This window comes from Rhodosalinus sp. FB01 (assembly GCF_041365715.1).
Taxonomy (GTDB): domain Bacteria; phylum Pseudomonadota; class Alphaproteobacteria; order Rhodobacterales; family Rhodobacteraceae; genus Rhodosalinus.
Window position 1 is genome coordinate 1 of record NZ_JBGFSH010000133.1, and the last position, 303, is coordinate 303.

The 303-nt window shown below is 71.0% G+C and carries 1 protein-coding gene; it reads left to right on the forward strand.

The window, feature by feature from the left end; all coding sequences use genetic code 11:
* Positions 1 to 303: lysozyme (locus AB6A65_RS16915; RefSeq protein ID WP_371039537.1), on the forward strand; the 303-nt coding region annotated here is incomplete at both ends.

Here is a 303-nt window from a genome sequence, read left to right on the forward strand (position 1 = left end):
TCTGGACGCCGGGATCCGCGAGGCGTTCCGGGTCTTCCGGGCCGACCTCGCGCGCTACGAGGCCGCCGTTCAGCGGGCCGTGAAGGTGCCGCTGTCGCCGCACGAACTCGATGCGCTGGTCTCGTTCCACTACAACACCGGCGGCATCGCCAAGGCTGCGCTGACCCGGCACCTCAATGCCGGAAATCGCGTTGCGGCCACCGACGCGTTTCTGAACTGGCGCCGCCCGGCCGCGATCATCCCGCGCCGGGAGGCTGAGCGCGACCTGTTCCGGCACGGCCGCTATCCTGGCGGCACGATCCC